General features: G+C 39.5%; 16 protein-coding genes. 5 read left to right on the top strand and 11 right to left on the bottom strand.

All coding sequences use genetic code 11. The features are described 5' to 3' along the window. Positions 1-35: 35 nt before the first annotated feature. From CHB66_RS03075 to CHB66_RS17270, 11 genes are all read right to left on the bottom strand, one after another. On the bottom strand, positions 36-1,031 hold the full coding sequence (locus CHB66_RS03075; protein ID WP_141107358.1) for a DnaJ domain-containing protein: 996 nt from the start codon (positions 1,029-1,031) through the stop codon (positions 36-38). Positions 1,032-1,357: 326 nt separating this feature from the next. Then, positions 1,358-1,654, bottom strand: a complete 297-nt coding sequence (locus tag CHB66_RS03070; RefSeq protein ID WP_089237852.1) for a hypothetical protein — start codon at positions 1,652-1,654, stop codon at positions 1,358-1,360. Positions 1,655-1,666: 12 nt separating this feature from the next. Beyond that, the gene (locus tag CHB66_RS03065) at positions 1,667-3,055 is read right to left on the bottom strand and encodes a reverse transcriptase domain-containing protein (protein ID WP_212668431.1); all 1,389 of its coding nucleotides are present in this window, start codon (positions 3,053-3,055) and stop codon (positions 1,667-1,669) included. A 616-nt stretch (positions 3,056-3,671) separates the two neighbouring features. Further along, the gene (locus tag CHB66_RS03060; RefSeq protein ID WP_089237850.1) at positions 3,672-4,379 is read right to left on the bottom strand and encodes a M48 family metallopeptidase; all 708 of its coding nucleotides are present in this window, start codon (positions 4,377-4,379) and stop codon (positions 3,672-3,674) included. Continuing rightward, positions 4,376-7,405: a type I restriction endonuclease subunit R gene (locus tag CHB66_RS03055; protein WP_089237848.1), complete on the bottom strand. Its 3,030-nt coding sequence runs from the start codon at positions 7,403-7,405 to the stop codon at positions 4,376-4,378. The genes CHB66_RS03060 and CHB66_RS03055 overlap by 4 nt, the downstream gene beginning before the upstream one ends. Next, the gene (locus tag CHB66_RS03050; RefSeq protein WP_089237846.1) at positions 7,402-8,061 is read right to left on the bottom strand and encodes a transposase; all 660 of its coding nucleotides are present in this window, start codon (positions 8,059-8,061) and stop codon (positions 7,402-7,404) included. The genes CHB66_RS03055 and CHB66_RS03050 overlap by 4 nt, the downstream gene beginning before the upstream one ends. Continuing rightward, on the bottom strand, positions 8,061-9,038 hold the full coding sequence (locus CHB66_RS03045) for a restriction endonuclease subunit S (RefSeq protein ID WP_089237844.1): 978 nt from the start codon (positions 9,036-9,038) through the stop codon (positions 8,061-8,063). Before CHB66_RS03045 ends, CHB66_RS03050 begins: the two co-directional genes overlap by 1 nt. Before the next feature lie 314 nt (positions 9,039-9,352). Further along, positions 9,353-10,246: an ORF6N domain-containing protein gene (locus tag CHB66_RS03040; RefSeq protein WP_089237842.1), complete on the bottom strand. Its 894-nt coding sequence runs from the start codon at positions 10,244-10,246 to the stop codon at positions 9,353-9,355. Between the two features lie 162 nt (positions 10,247-10,408). Beyond that, positions 10,409-12,859, bottom strand: coding sequence for a type I restriction-modification system subunit M (locus tag CHB66_RS03035; RefSeq protein ID WP_089237840.1), 2,451 nt, complete (start codon positions 12,857-12,859; stop codon positions 10,409-10,411). A 126-nt stretch (positions 12,860-12,985) separates the two neighbouring features. After that, complete coding sequence (locus CHB66_RS03030; RefSeq protein ID WP_089237838.1) at positions 12,986-13,177, bottom strand: hypothetical protein; 192 nt, start codon at positions 13,175-13,177, stop codon at positions 12,986-12,988. A gap of 9 nt (positions 13,178-13,186) precedes the next feature. Further along, on the bottom strand, positions 13,187-13,414 hold the full coding sequence (locus tag CHB66_RS17270) for an ORF6N domain-containing protein (protein ID WP_089237836.1): 228 nt from the start codon (positions 13,412-13,414) through the stop codon (positions 13,187-13,189). Between the two features lie 179 nt (positions 13,415-13,593). Here CHB66_RS17270 and CHB66_RS03020 point away from each other — a divergent pair, with 179 nt between their 5' ends. From CHB66_RS03020 to CHB66_RS03000, 5 genes are all read left to right on the top strand, one after another. Continuing rightward, on the top strand, positions 13,594-14,781 hold the full coding sequence (locus tag CHB66_RS03020; protein WP_089238080.1) for an ATP-binding protein: 1,188 nt from the start codon (positions 13,594-13,596) through the stop codon (positions 14,779-14,781). Between the two features lie 183 nt (positions 14,782-14,964). Beyond that, positions 14,965-16,389: a site-specific DNA-methyltransferase gene (locus tag CHB66_RS03015; protein ID WP_089237834.1), complete on the top strand. Its 1,425-nt coding sequence runs from the start codon at positions 14,965-14,967 to the stop codon at positions 16,387-16,389. A gap of 47 nt (positions 16,390-16,436) precedes the next feature. Then, complete coding sequence (locus CHB66_RS03010) at positions 16,437-16,985, top strand: hypothetical protein (RefSeq protein WP_089237832.1); 549 nt, start codon at positions 16,437-16,439, stop codon at positions 16,983-16,985. Positions 16,986-17,066: 81 nt separating this feature from the next. Continuing rightward, positions 17,067-18,146: a PAS domain-containing sensor histidine kinase gene (locus CHB66_RS03005; protein WP_089237830.1), complete on the top strand. Its 1,080-nt coding sequence runs from the start codon at positions 17,067-17,069 to the stop codon at positions 18,144-18,146. 49 nt (positions 18,147-18,195) lie between these two features. Beyond that, positions 18,196-19,620, top strand: coding sequence for an SLC13 family permease (locus CHB66_RS03000; RefSeq protein WP_089237828.1), 1,425 nt, complete (start codon positions 18,196-18,198; stop codon positions 19,618-19,620). The last annotated feature ends 1 nt before the right edge of the window (position 19,621 follow it).

Here is a 19,621-nt window from a genome sequence, read left to right as displayed (position 1 = left end):
TATTGCGAGTTTGAAATCAATTCGTTTAAAATACTTCATCGAGCCTCCACTACAAAAGTCTCAGCTATGATATCATGAAGGGTTTTATTATCATCTCGAAAAATTGCCATAATATATCCTATTAATAAGGTCATTCCTGATAGAACCCTGCCTAATGATCTACCTAGGGAGTTTAATTGAGAAAGTCTATTACCATTAAGATCTATAACCTTGATTCTAAAAAGCATCTTTCCAAGTGTCGCCTGGTGCTTTGAGCTTTCAAAAAATGTGAAGTAAATAACCGCAAAAATCGGCAACAGTGCTTTGAGATTTTCATCCCTAGACAAACCAAAAATAACATTAAAAAAAACGGATAGAATTAAAGCATCGATAAATAAAGCCCCAACCCTTTTACCTATAGAAGCTAAGTTATCGGGTTGAGAATTTTGATTCTTTTTTTCAGAATCAAATGATCGATATCCTGTACTAGAATAAGTTGTTGAATAAATGTTGCCTCTCGAAACATCCACGTTTTTTAACCTCTCATTTTTTAATTGAATGACCTGATTTACCGTACCTGATGAATTTGTTGCGTTAAGGAATACTTCAAAGCTAGGCCTATTCATTTTATTGAATTTTATTGTCTTTTTCCCAAAAGAATCAACATTCCCAAATGGCTTCAATTCAATTGTAGTAGCATTTTTTACATCCCAATAAAATGTAATCTCTTTTTTATTCTCCCCAACTTCAATTGAATCTGAATTAAAAAATATAATCTCCGGTTTTTTGATTGATTGACTAGATCCGAAAAATGAAATATCATAGTTATACCTTTCCTCAGGATTACTTAGAACAATAAAAGCCCTTTGGATTTTTTTAAACAAGTTTTCAATATATATATCACCATTATTTTTATCTGGATGAAACTTAAAGGCAAGCTTTCTATATGCTTCTCTAATTTCAGATTGTGATGCATCTCGGGATAAACCAAGAATCTCGTAATAATTTGTCATTTTGTTTTTTTCTATGCTGGGAAAATCCATTAAGATCATTGTACTTCAAACTACTTTAATCCTAACAGGAGATTGATTCTGGGACTACAAAAAAAGAAATTTTTAGCAGGTTTCAAACTTAAATAATCATCTAGTTTATAATCATCTAACTGTCAATAATAATAAACAAATCCTTTACAAAGTCAATAATATCCGCTTAAGAGAAAAATAACATCAATTTTAGTATAAATTCACTTCTGTACCATTCGAGCAAACAAAAGGCTTTTCGTAAGAAAACCAATGGATTATACTTTCTGAAAAGAGCTTAGTTTCAGCCTCTTTAAAAATTTTTTCAATTTCTTCCTGATTAAAGTCTATCCGTTCCATTAATATTTAATTACTGGTCCGCTTCCAATTGATATAACCTCATAAGCCCATTGATAGGAACTATAGATAAATTTGCCTCCACCCTGTAAATCATTCAATTTCCCTTTTATTAGGAATCTAGTACCTACGGGATATTCCTTGCTCAAATCTTTTGAACATTGCACATGCAAATCCGGAGGAAATCCTGCCTGACCTGGAACAGGCCGTATATGCACTTTCCCGTGCAATCCGGATGTACTCGTTGGTAAATAACTTTCTACTTCTATCATATGGTATTTTTCTCCTTTTATGGCCATATCTTATAAGTTTTAATTTTTGATCAAATCATTCAAAATATTCCAGTGTCTTTTTATCTGCCCTCTGATTTTGTTGTTATTCATGTTTTCAGCAGCTTTTTTAGCATATGTAAGGAAGTTGCCATAGTTATAATAATCGGACTTTTCGAATTTGGATATTTTGTCATTCCACACCCATTTCCTAAACCTTTTTGCTCCTTTATAAGAAAACTTCTTGAAGATCCTCCTTTTAAAAAGTTCTCCTTTGGTTTTTGAATATCGCTTTGAAGCAAAATGCTTTGCTCTTTTGACATTTTTCTTCATTTTCCGATAATATCCAGAAAGACTGGCAGATTTCAAAAAGGAATACTGACCATCAAACTCAAAACCGAGATAAAGAAGGTTTTTATTCCAATTAATCCCATTTTCAAACTCTTGCCCACATATAAGCTGATTGGACTCATCTCTTTTGAAATGAAAAACCTGTGTTTTCTTGGGCTGTATTTTCAAACAAACTTTTTTTATTTCCGAGTAAACCAGATTTTCTAAGTCGGATTTCATTGACTTCGGGCAGACGACTATGATATCATCTGAATATCTTCTATATAATCCATTTGATCTCACAAATTCATTGATAGCCTTATCAAAATTCAAGAGATAGATATTTGCAAGTACTGAGCTGATGGGTGATCCTTGAGGAATTCCAAAATTTCTTGGCACAACTCTTCCATCTTTCAGCTTTTTAGTCTTTGAAGGTTGAAGCAACTTACCCTTTACTTTTAAAAAATCCTTTAGATTGCAAAAAGCCAAAGCATTTTGATTCCTGAGGTATTTAATCTTCTTTACAGGCTTTTCCTTGACAGGACCAAATGAACCATCTTTTCTGGTTTTCCTGGTAATAATTCTATCTTTAAATTCCTCAAATATATCTACGATATCAATGTAACTAAATCTAGTGATATTCTTGAAAACATTAAAATGATCTGAGGGGAGTTCGCCATTTTTCAACCCATCAACATTCCCCCAAACTTGTACCCATCTTTCTCTAAGAAGCCTGTGGTTTAGGTTGTCAAAGAAACTAGAAATATCAAAGGCAATGACCACAAATTCCTCCTCTTCATATGATCTGATAAATTCAAATGCATCATTGGCAAAGTCAATATTGCACTTATTTGGTCCATCGATGATTAATGGATTTACCGGAATAGACCGATAAGCATTTACTACCTCTGATAGGTCGTAAATTGGCTCCTTGATCTTCTTTTCATAGGCATCAGTCAAAATATAAGCATAATAGCTAAAAATTAAAGTGTCCAAATGACTGGCATAAAAAAGCTCTCTACCCTTTTTATCAGCCTTTCTCGAAGCTTTCCTTTCCTTTATGTAATTTGGATCAAGCTTGCCATCTTTTTCACAATACACTTTGCGAAATTTTCGAAATGTAAGTGATTTATGAATGAAGGGTAAAAATCGATGCTTAGCTATCTTTTCAGGGTTTGTAATATAAGGCTCAATCCATTTATATCTATCCCGCACGTCCAACGGAAGCCCTATGTGGGGGTAACGTTTAATCTTGAACCAATCCTTTTTCTTTTTCATAATGGAAAAAAATAAGCAGGGGAGACCCATGCGAAGCTTTTTGCTTTTACAGAAATCAAATAAATGAATTCCGGACATATACATGCTTTTTCGACACATGCAAATACTCAACATATGCCGCTCCGACTCAAGCTGGGTAGCTAAATAGATTTTGTATCTTTACTTACAGGAACAATATGCTCAAGAAGAAACACACAAGTCACAAGGTTTACCGAATAGTCAGGAGACTACTGGTTCACATCGTTGCTCGCCTCCTATTGGAAATAATCCTTCGGTGGTTTGCATTTCTGGAATACCTTGACACCAACCGTTTTTCTTTCGATCAAGTTGGGCGTTACAAGAGAATCACTCCTCTATACCATAAAACGTATACATCAGCTCTCCCTCTGCTTATAACTTTAAATATAGAAATAATTTAGAGATAGTTCACTGATCAATATCACCCTACCTCCCCCACCGGCAGACTATTCAACTCCTCCTTCAAGTGCTTCCAATTGGGCAGATACTTATCCAGGTAGGCGATAAAGTTGTCATTGTGGGTGCGTTCGAGTAGATGGGCGAGTTCGTGGACCACCACATACTCGATGCAGTCATAAGGTTTTTTGGCCAGTTCGATATTGAAGAGCAGATTGCCTTTATCGGTATTGCAGCTGCCCCATTTAGTGCGCATTGTCTGAACTTTCATCTCATTCGCCTTAACGCCTAGGATTTTTTCCCACTTGGGAAGCAACTCGGCCAATACTTTCTTCAACTCAGAACGATACCATTCTTTCAATAATTCAGCTTTCTGTTCAGTGGTGTAACCAGGCTTCACATACATTTCCAAATAGGTTTTGGTCTTTACCTCCACTTTGGCAAATCGGTAGGAATGTCCTGTTTCATGCACCCGCAACAAATAGCGCTTACCCAAGAAATAATGGGATTCCCGATCCACATATTTTCTGGGAGACTGTCTGTTCTGATTGGCAAACTTGCGTTGCTGCTTGCGGATCCATGGAATTTTGGATATCACATACAATTCCAAAGTCTTTTCATTCACCTCCACAGGTGCAGCCAATCGCACCCTGCCATCGGGAGGATAAACAGCCAAATGCAGGTTTTTGATTTCTTTCTGTACCAACTCTACTTCTATTCCTGCTACATTCATCTTCTGTACTCTTTCTGATTTTTTACGATCTCCAATATCCTGTTGGCATCCTCTTCATTTGTGATATGCCTGCTGATGGCCCGTTTGACCTTCCGTTCTTTCAGAGTATTGCCAATCCAATTTTCCTCCACATTGTAAGCCACATCTGCTTCCATGGCTATCGTGGCCTCCACATCTTTCAAAACCTCGTAGAGCGCTTGTTTGGCTGGTGTATCGATCCCTTCCGGATATTGGCTTTGCTTGTTTTCAGGTTGCAGGTTTTTGGCCAGTTCTTCTATCTTCTTCAAAAACTCCTCATAAGCAACAGCCCCACTTTTCCGCTGATGGATCAATTCCTGCAAGAGCACACTCATACGCTCATAATACACAGGGTTGATGGGCATTTCTTGGGTGATTACTTTCCGCATATTGGCCTCCAAGGTTTCGGCTACAGCTTGCTGGCTTTTCTTGACCATATTGGGTAATCGGTCGGTGGCCGCTCCTATGCCAATCTCCACCACCAACTGCAACAAAGAAGCATCCTCGAAATTGGATATAGTCCTGCTCGGATCTGCACTTAGGTACATGTCCAACAATTGCCGCATATCGGGCTCGTATTGTTTGAGATCTATGTATTCCCCACTGGCAGTTTTAATGGCGTTCCTCAATTCGGTGTAGCTATCCACCTTGTACTTGATGCGCTCGGCTTCTGCATCACTGTAACCTGCTTCCTTCATTTCGGGAGCAACGTTGTTGTAGGCACGGATCAGGGAAACCACAGCCTTGTAAAAGGTCAATCGCTTTTCCTCGTTTTCCTTCAAAGCATCCTTATCCTCGGTATTCCCAACAAAGTATTTCAGATACTGTTCGATTTCCTTGGGAGACTCAACCTGCTTGGTCAATTCATACAGGGTTTCCAGGGCATCGTCCAGTCTTTCTTTGGCCTTCACCAAGCGGTCCACCAACAAACCCTTGACATCCTCTTCCTCGAAATCATCAAAGGCATCGGAGGTGTAATCGGTAATGGACTGATTCAGGCTATTGAACAGATTTTTGTAATCCACAATGTATCCAAACTCTTTGTCCTCCTTTTCTGTCCTGTTTACCCTGCAAATGGCCTGAAACAGGCCGTGGTCACGCATTTCCTTGTCGATATACAGATAGGTGCAGGAAGGCGCATCAAAACCTGTCAGCAACTTATCCACCACAATCAGCAGCTGCATATTGGCAGGTTCATCGATAAACTGCTTTTTAATATCTTTCTCAAACTGCTCCCGGTCTTTGCCGTTGAGCATCTTTTGGTAAATCTCGTACTGCTCCAACTTCTCGGTTTCTCCATCCCCTGTACTTTCTCCCTTGATGCTCGAAGTGGTAGGCTCAAAACTGGTAACTATGGCACACTTCTTAAAGCCAAACTGCTGAAAAATCTCATAATAACGGCATGCTTCATAAATGCTTCGGGATACCAATATGGCATTGCCCCTTCCATCTTTCAACCTGGGCTTCACCCTGAAATCTTTTATGATGTCAAATGCCACTTTCTGCAAGCGGTCTTTGGTACTCAGGATTTTCTGCATGGTGCCCCATTTCTGTTTAAGTTCTGCCTTGGGCAGGTCGTTCATCCCTCGGGTGACGGTATCAAACCATTCATCGATCCCTTTCTGATCGGTGATTTTCTGGTCCACATCACGGGCTTCATACAAGAGATCTAGGACTACCCCATCCTTTACAGCTTCATCAAACTTGTAGGTATGGATATACCTGCCAAAGACCTCAATGGACTTCTTCTTGTCCGTTTTCAACAAGGGCGTACCTGTAAAACCAATAAACAAAGCATCGGGCAACAATTCCTTCATGGCTGTATGCAGCTCCCCGCTCTGGGTACGGTGACATTCATCGATAAAGACAAACAGGTTTCCTTTGGGCTTGAAATCCGCTGGCTTTTTCAGTTCACGGATAAAATCCTTCATATCCTCTTCATTCTCCCTGCCTCCAAACTTGTGGATCAGGGAGCAGAGCAACCATGGTGTGGAGTCATTCAAGCGCTGAAGGAGATCGCTGCTGCTTTTGGTGCGGTAGATCTGTTCATCTACCCCTTTGAATACCTTCTCAATCTGCTCGTCCAATTCTGTTCGGTCGGTAATGATCAGCAGACGGGCATCGGTTTGGTTTTCCCGTATCCACTTGGCCAGCCACACCATGGTTAGACTCTTGCCGGATCCTTGGGTATGCCAGATAATGCCTCCTTCTTTTCGCTTGATAAACGCTTGGGCAGCCTTTACCCCAAAGAACTGATTGGGCCTACAGGTTTTCTTGATACCGGAGTCAAAAACCACAAAATCATGGATAAACTCCAGGAAGCGGGATTTCTCACAAAACTGAAGGAGATGCTGATCCAAGATGTTCTTGTCGGGATCATAGGTGAAATTATCTTCCTTCCATTTCAGGAAAAACTTCTCGGGAGTCTTGATGGTGCCATAGTAGAGGCCTTGGCTGTCGTTCCCCGCCAATACAGTCTGCACGGTGGAGAAAAAAGGCTTGATAAAACGGTGCTGCTGATTGTCGAGGTTCTGTCGGATACCTTCAGATACGGAAACACTGGCCCGCTTGAGTTCCAATACACCCAAGCCAATCCCATTCACATACAGGACAATATCAGGGCGTTTGGAATTTTCCCCACGGACAGTGACTTCTTCCGCTATTGCAAATGCATTATTGTATGGATCCTCCCAATCGATCAGGCGGACCGTCTGCACCAGATCCGATGCCTCGTCACGCACCTTCACTCCATAGCGCAGCTTGGTGTACACCTCCCGATTGATGGGATACAGGTCATCACTGGGATTGAGTGCAGCGGTTTTCTTCAGTTCAAAAATCGCACGGCTGATCACTGATTCCGAATAGCCATTCTCCCGCAGCCAAGGTTTGAGGCTTTCTTCCCGGATATTGCTGTTTTCCTGATCTTCCAGGTTTCCCAGGTAAAAATATCCCAACTGCTCTTGCAGCAGTTTGATAACCCTGTTTTGTGTGATCCGTTCCTTTCTCATCGTTCGTTTGTATTAAATTTATCCGATGCCCATTTGATGGGATTGGTTTCAATATAATCATTGATTTGTTGGTATTCGGCATCGTTGCGGATAATATGATCATGAAACCTGGATTGCCAACCAAATTCAAAACCCAACCGGTTGGCATGGCGGGTGACGGCGGATTTATAGGACCCAACAATGGATGAAACCGTATTTTTCCCCGGATTTTGAAATCGTTTGGTTCCGATATTGGGTTCGGATTGGGGCGGTTGCGACGGTCGGGATTGTGGTTGTGGTTCGGTTTGTAGAGACAAGGCATGCCTTGTCTCTACGTCGTCAACGCCACCGTCAACGCCCCCGTCAACGTCACCACCACCCGATTTCGATAAATCCGATAATTTGGGTGGGTTTATGACCAATATTCCGTGCATATGGTTGGGCATGATGACAAATGAACCCAATTCCACGTTTGGGGCGTGTTTGGGTATTTCGTGCCAAAATACGTCTGCCAAAACCCCGACAGGGGACAAAACCATTTTTTGATGATTGATTTCACCAAAATAATGAAACCTGTTTTGTGTGCAGATGGTAATGAAATAGGCACCAGCCCAGCTGTAATCCCACCAAGAGGCACGTGCGGAGGCTACACGATATTTGTTCTTATATCTCTCCATCAGGCCAACCGTATCTTTCCAGTCAACAAAGCCTGCATTATACCTTGCTTTTGGAGTTTGAGTTTTTGGAGTTTAGAAGTAAGCAAAGAAAGTTCAATTCTTAAACTATCAATTATCCTAGTTATTTCATCTTGAGTCTCCAAAGGTGGAAATTCAAATTCAATGGATTCAATATTGACAGGATTCAGGTTATTTATACTTGACCCTGACAATAAAACATCAATGTAATCCCTATATTTTTTGGATTCCATTAAGGAAAAAATAAATTTCGGATTTACGTTTTCAAATGACCTAAAACATCCCATAAATGCCCCAAAAGTAAATTTTCCCATCTCGACATTTTCAGCTAATGCTGATTTACCAACCAACTGTTTACTCCCATTTGCCATACAAATAACAATATCCATTTCTTTAATGACCTGGTGATTTTTAACACGAGTTTTATCAACAAATTGAAGGTTATTAAAATCAAGTAACCCCTCAAAAATATTGTTTGACCTTAGCAAGGTATAATTGAATTCATTGGAAAATGGATGCAAATCTAGTTCAGGATTATAACTGACACCCCTCAAGCATTTTCCAACGTCACCCAATTTCCTCGTCACCCACCCCTCCTTAGGATTCAACAACTCCTGCATCACCCCTTGTTTGATGGCTTTCTTTTTTTCGATCAGCTTCTCGGTTTGGGCAATCAGCGCATCCATATCCGATAAGGCGGAGGCGATGGCGGTTTGTTCGGGGAGAGGGGGAAGGGGGATTGGATAGTTTTTCAATTGCCCCAAATCTACCCCAGTTTGACCAGAAGATCTTTGAGAAAGCTTTTCCACAAAATCGAATAGTGTTTCCTGTTTGAGTACAAACCATCCAAATTTTTTTAAAATTATAGCCGATGGTATAGCTTTTATCAGAGCAACATTATAGGCTCCAGCTAATCCATTTAATATTTGAAAGATTGGTGGTCCATATCTTCCAATCATGATATCATCTTCTTTACAAAATCTTCTAGCTAAAATCTCTGGTATGAAAGTGATATACTTCTCTGTTTTGTAATCACGAATTTGGAGAAGGCGAACAAATCCCGTTTTAGGTTCAAAAATAAAATTAGATCTATCTGGTTGAGACCCACCTTAAAACCTAAATAAATCTCCTATAGTTACAATCTCCCACTCCTCAGGAATCAGCCCTACTTCTGTCTGCTTATAGCCTTGTTTGTTCTGTGTATCCATATCAGTGATTTAGTTTTCCTTTATTGGAGATCACAATCTGTGATTTCCAATTTTCAACTTCTTTATCAATCATTCAGTAAATTGAGTTTGATGGTTTCCAAAAGATCATCCATTCTCGAAAAAGCGAAACATTTGTTTCCAAGGTCTTTCAGGGATGCTCCGATATGATACAGTTCTTGATTATCCAGGATCAAAAAACGGTCATGGCTACCTTTATTTTCTATCAAGGTGATGGGTTCGTATTGTTTGTTGTGCTTCTCCAAGTCCTTTTGCAAGACAGGCTTGATGCGTGTATGCACGGTACCGCTGACACCCTTCTTCCGCTTGCTAAGCAATAGCAGGGTTGTTTCATCTACATAGTTATCCAAAAGCACAATGGATTTTTTGGCCTTTTTGACTAAATCGGATGCAAAAACATGGGCATCAAACAACTGTCCTTCAAAAAAAATACCCTGTGTAGGTTTGGTATCTTTTTCCAAAGCTTGGAAAATCTGTTCCAGTTTACTGTCTGTTTGCAGCTGCCTCAGCTCCACTCCTTCCAGTCTTTGGATCACCCCATGCAGATTCCCCAATGTCTTGCGCATGGCGACAAACGCCTGCATGATTTGGATGCTGACTTTGACAGCGATCTCACTACGCAGCACAGCAGAAAGCATGGCCACCCCTTGTTCGGTGAAAGCATAGGGCAAATATTTAATGTTATGACCTCGTTTAGTCTTCAAGGTCACAATTTGTGACCTTGAACTTGAAACCATTGAACTTAATTTAACCTCCCAAGCCTCTTCATTCGTCAGTTGAAATCTAAATGACTCCGGAAATCTATCAATGTTTCTCTTTACAGCTTGATTTAAAACTTTGGTTTCCACTTGATACATTTCAGCCAAATCAGCGTCCAACATCACTTGAACTCCCCTGATAGTGAATATTTTATTCTCAATATTTTCTTTTACCAGCTCCATAAAAGTCTTCTATAACTGATTACTGCATACCAAATAAGAAACCACCATTTTATTCCCAAACCGGTCACAATTTGTGATCTTACTAAATTGTGGTAATAAGTCTACTATCTCAATATCCAATATCTACAAATATCCCTTTGCTACTTACTTTGCCAACCAATATCAATAGTTAAACCCCATTTTCCTTAAATGCGCATTCACTTTTGCTTCCAACACTTCCAATTCTTTATCAATTTCCGGTAGTGGAGTTTCATAGCGTTCCATTAGTTCTTTGATACGTCCCGTCAAGCGCTGGGAGATACGTTCCATTTCTCCCTCAATGGCCGTGGTCATGGCTGCCATCCACTTGGCCTCCACCACAATCCTTTTGACATCATCCGTATTTAAACGCTGGTATTGGGCCAGGGCTTTTTTGTCCAGCTCTTCAGCGGCCTTTTTGATTCGTGCATTCAGCCTGCTTTGTTGTTCCGTCCATTCCAGGTATTGATCAAGAATGACTGATTCTCCATACAATGCTTGGGGTTCAGCAGCCATGTTTGTAGCTACAGGAACCTCCTTGGAAAGTTCTTTCAAGCGCTTACTGACCGATGCTTTGTTTACCTTGTCAAAATCCGCAAAAATACCATCTTCTCCACTGTGTTCTTCTTCCAGTTCTGACAGCTGTGCTGCAATGGATTCCTTCTCTGCTTCCATGGCCGCCAAGGCTTCCTGTTCAGCCTGAAAATACTGTGCAATCATCAGCGATGGAGGAATCAGATCGCAGGTCCAGCCTTTATCTGTTTCCTTGCCTGTCTTCTTGTTTTTCTCTATAATCCTGTAAGGTTTGGCAATCCAACCATCTTCTGCAATCAGGTAAAGATCATCCTGCATGGTTTCGCTGTAATAGTCCATCAGGCTTTGGTACACATCGTATTTGCTGATCAATGGCTTACCACGATAAGCCTGCAACAGATCCTCCGAAATCTGAAAAATCACCTGCTTGGGATTGAACCCCTTTTCAAGGCCTATCAGCAGACGGACGGCATCAGTCGCCCATGCTTCAAACACTTCATGCATGCGCTGTGAAAATCCCTTGAAATCGGGATGCTCAAAAATCGTCTGTTTGATGTGTTCTTTCACAACTTTAGATTTATAATATCCTAGTCTATCTCCTCCACTAAACAATGCATCCCATAAACTTGGATAAGCCTCCCAATATGGAGAAAGCGCTTCCACATCCCTGGCAGGAATACCACCCAACAAATGTGCTTCAATATCCTGTATGTCCTCTGCTTCCTGACTGTCAATGTATCGTGGGATATTCAGGTTATAATCGTTTTTGGGATCTGCAATCTCTTCCAGGCTGACGAATCTGCTGTATTTGGGGACTTCCAGTTGTTTGTTGAACACATCCACAATCTTATGGATATCCTGTGAACGCAGCCTGTTCTTATTACCATCCTTCATGTAACCTTTGCTGGCATCGATCATAAAGATTCCTTTGCGTTCTTCCGCATCTTCCTTGTCAATTATGATGATACATGCAGGAATACCTGTGCCATAAAACAGGTTGGCAGGCAATCCGATGATGCCCTTGATCAGGCCCTTTTTGATGATGTTCTTACGGATTTCTGCTTCTGCATTCCCACGGAACAAAACCCCATGCGGAAGAATAACCGCTCCTTTACCCGTACTTTTCAGTGAAGCAATGATGTGCAGCAAAAAGGCATAATCTCCGTTCTTTTCCGGAGGGATACCGAAACCTGTAAATCTTCCATATTCATCTTCCTGAGGATTAAATCCCTGAATCCAGTTTTTGACAGAAAAAGGAGGATTGGCCACTGCATAATCAAAAGTCATCAAATATCCCTGATTGTTTAGAAACAATGGATTGGACAAGGTACTTTGCCCTTTCTTGATTTCTGCTGTTGGGTTATTGTGCAGGATCATGTTCATTTTGGCCAAGGCGGCTGTGGCCACATCTTTTTCCTGACCAAAAAGCGAAGCAGGGCCTTCACATTCGTCTGCCACTTTCAAAAGCAGCGATCCCGATCCCGATGTTGGGTCATAGAAGGACTGGCTGCGTTGCGTATTCTTGTTGATGCCGATGACCATGGCCATTACTCGGCTGACCTCAGAAGGTGTGTAAAATTGTCCTTTTGCTTTTCCCGATTCCGTAGCAAAGTGCCTCATGAGGTATTCGTAGGCATCACCTAGGATATCATCCCCTCCTGCTTTGTTTTTACTGAAATTCAAAGCCTTGTTCTCAAAGATGGCAATCAGGTCACTCAGCCTGTCCACCATTTCCTTACCCTTGCCCAGCTTCTCTTCATCATTAAAAGAAACCACGTCAATGACATTTTGCAGGTCATTGGCTTTGGCGATTTGACCGATGGCAATATCGATTTTTTCTCCGATATCTTTGTTTCCTTTCAGCTCTGCCAATTCCCTGAAGGAACAACCTTCCGGTACTTCGATCAGCGCATTTGGATCCGCCTCCGCCTTATCGCTGACATACTTCAGGAAAAGCAAAATCAGTACATAATCCTTGTATTGTGAGGCATCCATTCCTCCCCTAAGAGCATCAGCGCCAGCCCATAGGCTGCTGTATAATTCAGATTTTTTAATGGCCATAAAATATTCCTACCGGGACCAGGTCCCGAAAAATGAAATAAGAAAGTTAAAATTGATGGCTTAAGATAATAGGAAGAAGGGGAACAGCAAAATATTGAGGAAATGTATATAAATGAATCAGGGAATTTAAACAATATCCAAAGCTTGGAAGATCTGTTCCAGTTTACCGTCTGTTTGCAGCTGCCTCAGCTCCACTCCTTCCAATCGCTGAATTACTCCATGTAGATTACCCAATGTCTTGCGCATGGTGACAAACGCCTGCATGATTTGGATGCTGACTTCAATTTCAGTATCACTATTAATTACGGCTGAGAGCATCGAAACGCCTTATTCTGTAAAAGCATAGGGTAGTGTCCTTCGCTTTGCGGTCGCAAATTGCGACTGCAAACTATCCGAAGATATCATTTTAGAAAGATGAAGCTGTAGTGTAACCCATTCTTTTTGAGTAAGCTGAAACATAAACGTACCTGGAAACCGCTTCATGTTTCTCTTAAGCTGTTCATTCAACCTTTTCGTTTCAACATGATACATCATAGCCAAATGATAGTCAAGCATTACCTAGACTTCCCTGGCTGTATAAATGTAGCTTTCAATATTTACCTTATATAAAAGTCTCACTGATTGATTTTTATAATTAAGTCTATATTTCAATAATAAAAACCCATAATCCTAAAATAAAATTACTTTCAAATCACATAATTATAAGCTATAATTTATGCAAATTGAAAGCCAAAATGAAAAAGAGAGATCTTGAAAACAAGCTAAAACATGCCTTAATATCTATGCCAGTTACTGTGATTCTTGGGCCAAGGCAAGTCGGGAAAACTACTTTGGCACTGGAGCTTTCACGTGAGTCAATTGACAAGCCGATTCATTATTTAGATTTAGAACTAGATTCTGACTTGGCCAAACTGGATGACGCTGAAAGTTATTTAAGACGATTTGAAAATCAGCTTTTGATTATCGATGAAGTTCAAAGAAAACCAGAGTTATTTAAAACACTACGAGGATTAATTGATATTCGCAAAAGAGCTGGCGAGAAAGTAGGGCATTTTCTCCTGCTTGGTTCTGCATCAAAAGATCTCCTACAGCAATCCTCAGAAACTTTGGCTGGTAGAATCAGGTATTTAGAACTTACTCCTTTCACCGCTTGGGAATTGTATCAAGATGATTCTTTGGGGTTCAATTTTGAAAAATTATGGTTTAGAGGAGGATTCCCTGATAGCTATTTGGCTAAAAGTGACAGTAACAGCTGGGATTGGCGCTATGACTTTATTACTACTTATGTAGAAAAAGACATCCCACTATTCGGCCCACAAGTCCCTGCCGCAAGAATGAAGCGGTTTTGGACAATGCTGGCACATTATCATGGTCAGCAAGCCGTGCTAAGCGAAATAGGAAAAAGTCTTGAAGTGAGTCACACTACCATCAGAACATATCTTGATACACTGCAAGATTTTTTTATGATTCGTCAACTCCAGCCATGGTCAGGAAATACAAAAAAGAGATTGGTCAAATCCCCTAAAGTCTATATCCGTGACTCGGAGCTGCTGCATAGTTTGCTGAATATTTCGAACTTCGATCAACTTCTTGGAAATCCTGTCGTCGGTTCAAGCTGGGAAGGTTTTGTGATAGAAAACATCCTCAATCAGCTGCCATCAACATGGAAAGCATCCTACTATCGCTCAAGCAATAAAAATGAAATTGATCTGGTATTGGAAGGGCCGGAAGATGCGGTATGGGCAATAGAAATCAAAAAATCACTTGCTCCAAGTATCAGTTCAGGCTTTCAAACAGCTGCTGAAGATATAAAAGCCAAAAAGAAATTTGTAGTATACTCTGGCACCGATCAGTTTCCAATAAAGGGAGGTACTGAAGTAATTGGTTTGATTGCCTTTTTGAAGATGATACAAAATTTATAAATTAGCTAAAGCCTTGTTCCTTTACGCATATTATTTAGTTGCTTTTGGGATTCAGACTTTAGCTAAAAAATACCTAGATATCATCTTAATTGATTCCTACTTAAAAAAACATATTATTTCATTTCCCGCAATTTTAAACTACATTTTCAAATTGCTCATTTCTAAAAAAACTTAAGCATCAAAATGATCCAGTATACTTTTGAAAACATGGAAAGCCTTTTGGAAATCATTAGAAAATATCATCCTGAGGTATTTTTAAATAATGAAATAGATCTAAAAAAGTTAAATCAGATTTTAGAGACCAAAAACCAAGAAAAATCAGGATTACATTGGACGGGAAAAGAAAACTCCAAAAAACAGGCATACACCCGATCTGAATTTAAATTTCTTTTGAATACTAAAAAATCAATTGATGCTGACATATCCAAGAATATTTTCATTGAAGGAGATAACTTAGACGCCCTTAAATTGCTTCTAGAAAATTATTCCAAAAGCATAAAAGCCATCTATATTGACCCTCCTTATAATACTGGATCAGAGAGTTTTGTCTATGCGGATAAGTTTGCTGCTCAAAAAAACCAAAAGGTCAACAACCCATTCGATACTTTACATGGCAATTGGCTATCAATGATCTACCCCAGATTGATTTTGAGTAGAGAACTTCTCCGAGATGACGGGGTGATTTTTGTCAGCATTGATGAAAATGAACTAGCTAACCTCAAAGTCCTCCTAGATGAAATCTTTGGAGAAGAAAATTTCATCGAAATCTTCTCATGGGCGAAAACAGAAACGCCCGCCAATTTGTCTCGGAAAAGCAAAAAAATACTCGAATATGTACTGTGCTATCAGAAAGTAAAAGACAAGGTAAAATTCAAGGGAATCAAAAAAACCAGTCCTAGTAGCAATGGACTTCTCAACCAAAGCAATGCAATCAACACCTTGATTTTTCCCAAAAATCTGGTAAGAACTAAAATTTCAAATAGGGTCATTCCAAAGGGAATGTATAAGACAGATAAATACACGCTTGAACTACTTGAAGATACCGAAGTACGCGATGGCGTTTTTGTCAAAGAGGTCATACTGAGAGGAAAATTCAAATGGACACAGCCCAAGCTAGATACTGAAATCCAAAATGGAACCTTGATACAAATCCCAACCATTAAACTAAGCCCATCTTATGAAAAAATAGCTTATGATGAGGAAGTGCCACCAAACCTAATTAATGGAAAAGTTGCTGTTGAAACCAACGAATCAGCAAGTAAGGCTCTAGAAAAATTATTGGGAGCTAAGGTATTTGATTTCCCCAAGCCACCGAGTTTAATCAAATACCTATTTGGATTTTCAGATGATCCAAATGGTGTTTTCATGGACTTTTTTGCTGGCTCAGGAGCCACAGCACAGGCGGTTTTGGAAATGAATGAAAAAGATAGAGGCAACAGAAATTACATCTGTGTACAACTGCCTGAAGAGATCAAAAAAAATAGCCCTGCTTACTCAGCAGGTTTTAGAAAAATATCTGAAATCACCTACAAAAGGGTGGCATTAGTGAGCCAAATATTTGAAGGGAGGGTAAATGACGCTGGCTTACTTTATTACGAATTAAAGTAAGTGCGGAGAATCATTTCTATTTATCAACAACATAAACTTTTTTAGATATGATAGTACAAGATTTTAACTATGACAAAGGCAAAACAATAGCTTTAGAATTGGCCAATGAAATGGTCAAAAATGGACTGTACTCTAGGTTCAGTTTGCATATAGGAAAGCGTGTAGAAAAAGCACTGTGGGGATGTCTAGGAGAATTGGCTTTTGCCCACTGGCTAGATCAGCGCGGGGTAAAATATCAAAAAGATGAACGCTCATTCCTAGAAAGAAATACTGATGATTATGACTTCTTGATTTCAGGCAAAGTAATCGATGTCAAGATTGCTCTGAAAAGCACAAGAAACGCCCCCAATGATCGCTGGGCCTATGGCTATCCTCAAGAACAAGTGCCTTCAAAGAAAGATTACATCGTAGTCGGATGGATCGATCAAACTCGAAAGGAAATAGGTTTCTACGGCTGGATATCAGGAGCCCAAATAGCTAAAAAACCCATAGTCAAAGTCAATACCTTCAAAGGCTATCCATATATGACCCCAAACCATGAATTCAAGTGGGGAATTCTAAATAAAGATTTTGAGGCTTTTTTAAAATTATTTTGACAGAGGGTAACTTTATAAAATGACAAAATCATATGTTTACTTGATCGTCCTGTAAGATTAAAACATTGAATTATCCCACCTATGAAAACACTGAATACAGAAGTTTTAAAAAAGTTAGAGTTATTTTTTGATATTACACCTGACCTTTTCTGCATAGCTGGTTACGATGGATATTTCAAAAGAATAAATCCTGCTGTAAGCACCCTCTTAGGTTATGATGAAAAAAAACTTTACAATACTCCAATTAATGAGTTTGTTCATCCAGAGGACCAAGCTTTGACAGCAAAAGCAAGAAAAGAACTTACGAAAAGCAATCCCTTGCTTAATTTTGAAAACCGGTATCTGACAAAGGACGGGAAGGTAGTGTGGCTATCTTGGACTTCCATGTTTATGGAAAATGAAGAACTAATCTTTGCCATTGCCAAGGATATTACATACAAGAAAAAACTTGAAAACGAAAGGAAGCTTTTAATCGCAAACTTGACAACAATCAATAAAGATCTAGAAAACCTCACCTACCGCACCACACATGATTTAAGATCTCCTGTCAATAATCTAATTTCGATTTACAGGTTAATTGACCTGTCAAAAATCAATGATGAGGAAACTTTAAACCTTCTTGAACTCCTGAGGATCTCGAGCGAAAACCTCAAAAAAACACTTGATAATTATGTTGATCTTTTTAGTTCTCAGAAAAATTCGGATAGTATTCCCGAGCAACTTAATTTTACAGATGTCCTGAATTCGGTGATATCTTCCATTAATTCTTTGATCAAAACATCAAATACAAATATCAAGGTAGACTTCTCCAAGGTCAATACTGTCTATTACAAAAAGGATTTTTTGGAAAGTATATTTCTCAATTTAATTACCAATTCTATTAAATATGCACAGCCTGGCCGATCACCTATCATTCGTATTGTGTCCGAAGAATTAAAGAATGGAACACAGCTTACAGTAGAAGACAATGGGATGGGCTTTGATATGGAAAAAGTAAAAGGTAAAATTTTTGGACTTAATCAAAAATTTCATAACCTAGAAGACAGCAAAGGCATTGGACTCTATTTAATCTATCACCAAATCACAAGAATGAACGGAAATATAGATGTAGAAAGCAAGGTAGGTCAAGGTACCAAGTTTACTATTCATTTCCCAAACTGAACCTAGGTTCTATCAAACATCAACTATCTTTAAATCTAATAAAACTTGAATGGCTTATAATGACTCAAGACAAGCTGCCATCCGGCTATACAGAAAACTAAGACTTGGTTGGATTTTTAACACATCTACTTTCGCAGGTAATTTCCTTTTGGCAATGCTTATTGGATATTTTTTTAGAGAGCTTGGGTATCAGGATGATGTCAATTATGTCTTTTTTCTTTCTGTTTTAGCCATTGGCCTTTGGGTGACTGAAGCCATACCACCATTTGCCGTAGGGATTTTTATTATAGCAGGATTACTATTAGGATTTGGTACTGACTTCATCTTAGAGGAACACAAAACTCCAGTAGAAATGTACCTAGGCACCTGGACTAGCAATGTAATATGGCTACTCTTGGGAGGATTTTTCCTTGCAGAAGCCATGTCTCAAGTCGGACTTGACAAGGCTCTATTCAGATATACGCTGAAAAAATTTGGCACACAACCAGAAAGGTTACTCATGGGACTGATGCTTACAACAGCTATTGGAAGTATGGTCATGTCAAATACAGCCACCACAGCAATGATGATTTCCTCCGTGCTTCCTTTGGCTCACATGATGGGTAAAAATTCTGCTTATACCAAAGCACTTTTAATTGGAATTCCTGCTGCCGCAACATTGGGCGGAATGGGGACCATTATCGGCAGTACTCCAAACGCCATCGCTGTAGGTGCTTTACAAGAGAAAGGAATCAATATCACCTTTATAGAATGGATGATATTTGGTTTGCCTACTGCCTTATTGGCCACTTATATTTTTTGGAAATTTTTGATCCGAAAATTGAAATTAAAAACCTTGACTTTAGACTTTGATAAGCTTAGCCAAGAACCTTCACCATCAATAAAATTTGAGAAAAATGCAGTGATTTTCACTTTAATTATTACCATCTCTGCTTGGCTTACTGAACCCATTCATCACATCCCCATAGCAGCGACTTCTGCTATCCCTATAGTTTTGCTTACTCTATTTCAGGTAATCAAAGCCGAAGATGTCAGAAGATTACCTTGGGACACACTGATGTTGGTAGCTGGAGGTTTAGCTCTTGGTATTGCGATGGTGGATGTAGGATTGACAGATATCATCATGGAAAAAATCGAACTACTTCCTATTCCCCTTTTTGGCGTTGGTGTCGTATTTGCGATTATTGCGGTCCTGATATCCAACATCATGAGCAATACGGCCGCCTCCTCAATTCTAGTCCCCTTAGGACTTGCGCTTCCTGGTATTTGGGGTTTTGCAGTGCCTTTAATTGTAGCTTTGAGTTGCTCCTGCGCATTGCTCCTGCCAGTTTCTACCCCATCCAATGCCATCTCCTTTTCCACTGGTATGATTGAACAAAAAAGTTTTAGAAGTGGTGGCCTTTTGATGATTGTCTTAGGTCCCATATTAGCCTTTGTTGCTGTGATGATTTATGCCTTGATTTTTGGAGCTTAAA

Origin of the sequence: Belliella buryatensis, from assembly GCF_900188245.1 — a bacterium.
In the GTDB taxonomy this organism is placed as follows: domain Bacteria; phylum Bacteroidota; class Bacteroidia; order Cytophagales; family Cyclobacteriaceae; genus Belliella; species Belliella buryatensis.
Note: the sequence above shows the minus strand (reverse complement) of the source record. Positions and strands in the feature narration are given on the sequence as shown.